Origin of the sequence: Pedobacter sp. (assembly GCF_045628745.1) — a bacterium.
In the GTDB taxonomy this organism is placed as follows: domain Bacteria; phylum Bacteroidota; class Bacteroidia; order Sphingobacteriales; family Sphingobacteriaceae; genus Pedobacter.
Window position 1 is genome coordinate 1 of the sequence record NZ_JAZQPU010000480.1, and the last position, 5,452, is coordinate 5,452.

Sequence of the window (5,452 nt, forward strand, 5' to 3'; positions counted from 1 at the left end):
CCGGCTTCTTTCATGGCTTGCAAATCTGCGGTAATCCCCTCTCTGGAAACTCCACCTTGAATCCAATACCAAAACACCCATGGCTTTGTCGTATCGTTTTGCTGCGCATTGGCAATGGGCAAAACACCCAACACGAGCAAGAATACCAAGAAACACTTTCTCCAGGTTAAATTCATCATTTTATAAGGTATTGGTTTTTACTTGATGGCCCTTCAAGCCAAAATATAGAATAATTAGAAAACAGAACATGGGTATGGTGTAACCAATTTGAATATGATCGTTGTTCAAATCAATTAGGGTACCCATGCCATAGGGCAAAATAGCACCACCAACAATAGACATAATCAGCCACGAAGAACCCAGTTTAGTATCATCGCCTAAACCATTGATACCAAGGGCAAAAATAGTAGGGAACATCACCGACATGAAAAATCCTATGCCACCCAAAGCATAAATTACATAAGCGCCATCACCTAAGATTGCAATTAAACACAGTACGGCTGAGATCAGCGCATAAAGAGCTAGTAGCCTATGTGAGGAAACAAATTGAAGCAAAGCAGTACCCACAAAACGGCCAACCATAAATAACAAGCCATAAATAGCGAGGTAATAGGCTGCCGTTTTTTCGTCAAAACCTGCACCTTGCTGAGCCATCCTTATGAAAAAACTAGTGACACAAACCTGGGCACCTACGTAAAAAAATTGCGCAACAACGGCCCAAGATAAGTGCCTATGGCGTAAAACGGAAAAGAAACTACCTTGTGGTGTTCCAGCTATACTTTTAGTTTTGATTTCAGGAAACTTAATAAAGCAAAATATAAGGGCAATCAGCAGCAATACAGCACCTAAAATAATATAGGGCATCTTTACGGATGCCGCTTCTTCCAAAAAATAAGCACTCCTACTCACATCCGGCATTGCTGCCAATTCAGTTTCCGTGAAAGATTTACCGGAGAGAATAAATACAGAGCCAATAAAAGGTGCAATCATTGCAGCAAGGCCATTAAAGGATGCGGCGAGGTTAAGGCGACTGGTTGCTTTGGCAGGATCTCCTAAAACAGCGGCATAAGGATTAGCGGAAGTTTCTAAAATGGTTAATCCACAACCAATAATAAATAAGGCAATTAGAAAGGTTTCGTAGGATAAAAGGTTCGCAGCAGGCACAAAGAGAAATGCACCGATGGCAAATACCACTAAACCCAGGATCATGCTGATTTTATAACCCCATTTTTTAAGAATCATCCCTGCTGGCAGGGCCATTAAAAAATAGGCAAGGAATACAGCAGTATCTACTAAAGTTGACTGACGGTTATTTAGCTGACAAGCTTTTTTAAGGTGTGGAATCAGAATAGAATCCAGGTTATGGGCCATGCCCCAGAGGAAAAATAAGCTGACCACCAGCATAAAAGGGACTAAGTACTTTTTCCTTGTGGCAGGTTCTTGCCGCGTCATTATTTCAGTTTCAATAGTAGTGTGGTTCATATTTGATTTGGTTAGGTTTAGCTTAACTTTTTTTTACCAGAAGTAGGTGGTCACAGACCAGCACCACTTCACCATGTTGATTAATAATTTCAACATGTTCAGTTACAGTTCCAAATTCAGGCTTTTTTGCTTCTGATTTGTCGGCAATGGTTACTTCAGAATGGATAGTATCTCCAATAAATACAGGTTTTACAAATCGCAAACGATCATAACCCTTTGAAAATGCCTCCGGGTTAATTTCTGAAGCGGTTAGCCCAATCCCAATGCTAAATATCATTGTTCCATGGGCTATCCTTTGTTTAAATGGCTGGGTTTTACACCATTCTTCATCCATATGATGCGGAAAAAAATCACCTGTATGTCCGGCGTGAACCACAAAATCGGTTTCGGTGATTGTTCGTCCCAGGGTAACCCGCTTTTCTGTTAACTGATAATCTTCAAAAAATATTGATTTAAAATACATTCTTAATGAAATTATATGAGGTTCTTAAATTGATCACTTACTTTAATGCCGCCAGTATCACTGGAAATATATGCGCTTTCAACGGCTGCCATCGTCTGGATCACATCTTCTACGTTGGTCGGCAACGATGTTGAAGAACCTTCTGCATACCGCATTAAGCTGGACATCGTGCCAATAAAAGCTTCAGGAAACCATGATCCTTCTAGTTTTACCGTTTTCCATTCCGGAAGACTCCCCTCTTCAATAAGGCAATACTCAAAAAGATCAGGCACGCCATGAGGGTAATCCATTAATAAGCCCATTTTAGCTTTAATGGCTCCCTTAGTACCTTCCCATTTAATAAAACTTTCCTGGTTATCCAGTCCGAAATCATGATCATGGTTAGTGTTGATCACCGCATGCATCGTATCGCCATAATCTAGCAAAATAGTCGATCTGGAAGAAGATAGCTTTTTTGCAGGATGTTTAAGTGTTTTGGCCATCACAGAGGTTGGGTTACCCAAAAAGGAGCGCAGTAAATCTATATAATGAATGCTATGGTATAAAATCTCCATCCGTGGATGCACCATCACCAATGGAAATTGCTCCCATGGAGTTTTCAAGGATACCCGGACCTCCATATCATACAAATCTCCAATCAATCCCTGGTTAATCATATACCTTGCTGCACTCACAAATGGTGCAAACCGCAGCTGGAAGTTAATGGCAGCCACCAGATTTTTATTCCTGCATAACTGCAGAATTTCCTGGGCATGATCAAAATCATCACCCATAGGCTTTTGAATCAACACCACACTACCATCTGGCAACTGTTTCAAAGTGTCTATATACTGTTCCGGCATAATGGTCAGGTCGTACACCACATTTTCTGGTGCTTGCGCAATGGCTTCAGCAAGGCTATCAAAAACATAAGGAATGCCAAACTCGGCAGCCAGCTTTTCGGCTTTTTCTTTCGTGCGGTTAACGATGCCATACACTTTAAATCCAGCCATTCGATAAGCTGGAAGATGAGCATCACCAACAATACCACCAGCACCAATAATGATAATCGGTTGTTCTGTAAGTGGCAATTCAGGTTTATATTTTAGGTTCATCATAGGTTTATGGTCTTGATCTGCTCCTGTGCTTCTTGTAAAAGTAGTACTGCAGGAATAGTTGTTGTTAATGCCTTGGTAACGGTGTTGTCAATAATGGCGGCTATTGCCGGCCAATTATGGAGTTGAGGTAAGGTTTTAGCATGCAGATGAAGTTGTTCCAGCTCGTGAAAATAAGGAATTACGGCATTCACCTCTTCATCTCTCCAGCTTGAAATCCTGCAACCTATGCCACCCGCAAGGGTAAGTAGCTTGTCGTTTTCTGCCGATGTAGCAAAACGTATAAAATCATAAGCTATTTGCTTATGCTTGCTGCCAGAACCGATGGTATATAGCCAATATACATTTAATGAGGCTGAATGATATCCTTGGGATGCAGGAACTAACGTTACCCCTACTTTTCCTTTTACAGGGCTAGCCTGATCAGTATCGCACATTGCCGCAAATCCAAACCAATTGATCATCATCGCCGCTTCTCCACGTGCAAAGGCTAAACCCGCCTCAACAGAATCATAACCTGGTGATTTAGGATGTACCGCATTGAGATCTTTAAGGAGCTTGCGGTAATAGGTTAATCCTTCAATGGCAGCCATACTATCTATAGCGATATTTCCTTCTTCATTAAGAAGAGAACCTCCACGATTCCACAGCTGTAAACAAAAATCAAAAACCGCATTATGTCCATCGGGAAAACAGGCAAACACACTTCCATACAGATTATCTGCAGGTCGGTTAAAAAATTGAGCAACTTGATGGAACTCTTCCCATGTACGTGGTACAGTTAAGGGAATACCGTGGTACTCCTGAAACATTTTCTTTTCTAGCTCATTTTCAAAAAGATCTTTTCTATAAATCAGGCATTCTGGACCATCATGAAAAGGAAGGCCCAATATTTTGCCTTCTATTTGTTGTAAAGTTAATAGTGATTTGCTCCAGGCATCCGGAAAATCTACGGGCGGTTGCTGCTGGATATAAGCATTCAATTCTTCAAAGGCACCAGCACGAGAACCTTCAACTATCCAGTCTGTATTGATGTGGGCAATATCAAAATCACCTTTGGCAAGTCCTTTATTGATTAACGTAGCTTCATGCAGTTCAGGCAAATCCATAATCACCATCTCCAGCGTTAGGGTGCAACCTGAATTAATACAATACTTATCCCAAAACTGCTGCATGGCAGCTTCAAAAGCATCAAATTTGCGTACCGCAATTCTAAAAGTTCCTTTGTCGTTAACCATGGAGCACGGGATTTAAGGGTGCAAACTCAGCCCTGATGCGTTCATTGTCTTGCCCTAACTTCGGTGATCCCGCAGCAGAAAGCAAGAGCTCTCCATCAATGCGAATAGGACACCTGGTGGTTTTATAGTGATAACCATCGTTCATTGCAACTTCCTGAATCATATTTAAAACTTTAAAACCTTCATGTTCCATCAATTCCTTCCAGTCTAAAACTCCCGCACACCAGATATCTGCAGGTTCCAATAGAGCTAGCCATTGCGCAGTTGTACCTTTTTCCAAATGTTTGGCAAGAATAGCTTTGATTTCATCTCGTTGATCAAAGGCTGTTTCAATCGCCGTATAAATAAGTAAGGCTTCGCAACTGAGCAATTTCCCTAAAATAGGAATCGATGCCATTGCCAGTGCTAAGTACCCATCAGCCGTTTGATAAATACCATAAGGTGCACCTAAATAAGCATTCGCATTATTTTGAACCGTCCGTTGTGGCAGACAACCACCGTCATTCATAAAAGTGGTGATGGTTTCAAACTGGAAATCATATGCCGATTCCAGCATGCTCACCTGCACCAGCCCACCTTCACCGCTTACCGCTTTGCGATAAAGACAGGCTAATATACCTTCTGCAAGGTGTGCTCCGGCTAACATGTCTACAATGGAAAGGCCCATGGCTACTGGCCCATCACCTGCATTTCCAGTCAAGGAAGTTAATCCTGTAACAGACTGTAATAGCAAATCCTGTCCTGGCTTCAGTTTCCATTCTGTAGCATTGCCAAATCCTGAAATTTCTCCATAAATTACTTCCGGATTGAGCTGTTTTACGGCAGCATAGTCAAAACCTAAACGCTCCATCACACCTGGACGGAAATTGTGGAGCACTACATCAGCCTTAGCCAGCAGCTGACGAATAAAAAGGCAGTCTTCTTCATTCTTCAAATCCGTTTCAAAGCTCTCTTTATTTCTATTGATGGCATGAAAAACCGATGACTCTCCATTCATGACCAGATTGGAAGTGTAGAGTGTACGGCAAATATCGCCAGTTCCGGTACGTTCAATTTTAATGACCCTTGCTCCCATATCTGCAAAGCGCAAACTGGCCGAAGGACCAGATAAAAACTGGCTAAAATCTATGACTAAATAGTCTTCAAGTGGTTTCATAGCTAGATTAAAGGGCAAA

At 41.7% G+C, this 5,452-nt stretch carries 6 protein-coding genes; all 6 read right to left on the bottom strand.

Annotation, left to right across the window (positions count from 1 at the left end):
- Positions 1-179 (bottom strand): glycosyl hydrolase (locus ACR2F7_RS17515; RefSeq protein WP_432714832.1); only part of this gene is annotated, 179 nt, incomplete at its 3' end.
- Between the two features lies 1 nt (position 180).
- Positions 181-1,452 (bottom strand): L-fucose:H+ symporter permease, encoded by a 1,272-nt coding sequence (fucP, locus tag ACR2F7_RS17520; RefSeq protein WP_432714827.1) that lies wholly within the window; start codon positions 1,450-1,452, stop codon positions 181-183.
- A gap of 52 nt (positions 1,453-1,504) precedes the next feature.
- Positions 1,505-1,945, bottom strand: a complete 441-nt coding sequence (locus ACR2F7_RS17525; RefSeq protein WP_432714828.1) for a MaoC/PaaZ C-terminal domain-containing protein — start codon at positions 1,943-1,945, stop codon at positions 1,505-1,507.
- An 11-nt stretch (positions 1,946-1,956) separates the two neighbouring features.
- Positions 1,957-3,042, bottom strand: a complete 1,086-nt coding sequence (locus ACR2F7_RS17530) for a Gfo/Idh/MocA family protein (protein WP_432714829.1) — start codon at positions 3,040-3,042, stop codon at positions 1,957-1,959.
- On the bottom strand, positions 3,039-4,277 hold the full coding sequence (locus ACR2F7_RS17535; RefSeq protein ID WP_432714830.1) for an ABC transporter substrate-binding protein: 1,239 nt from the start codon (positions 4,275-4,277) through the stop codon (positions 3,039-3,041). Before ACR2F7_RS17535 ends, ACR2F7_RS17530 begins: the two co-directional genes overlap by 4 nt.
- On the bottom strand, positions 4,270-5,452 hold a 1,183-nt coding region (locus ACR2F7_RS17540; protein WP_432714831.1), incomplete at its 5' end, for a CaiB/BaiF CoA transferase family protein. The genes ACR2F7_RS17535 and ACR2F7_RS17540, both read right to left, overlap by 8 nt.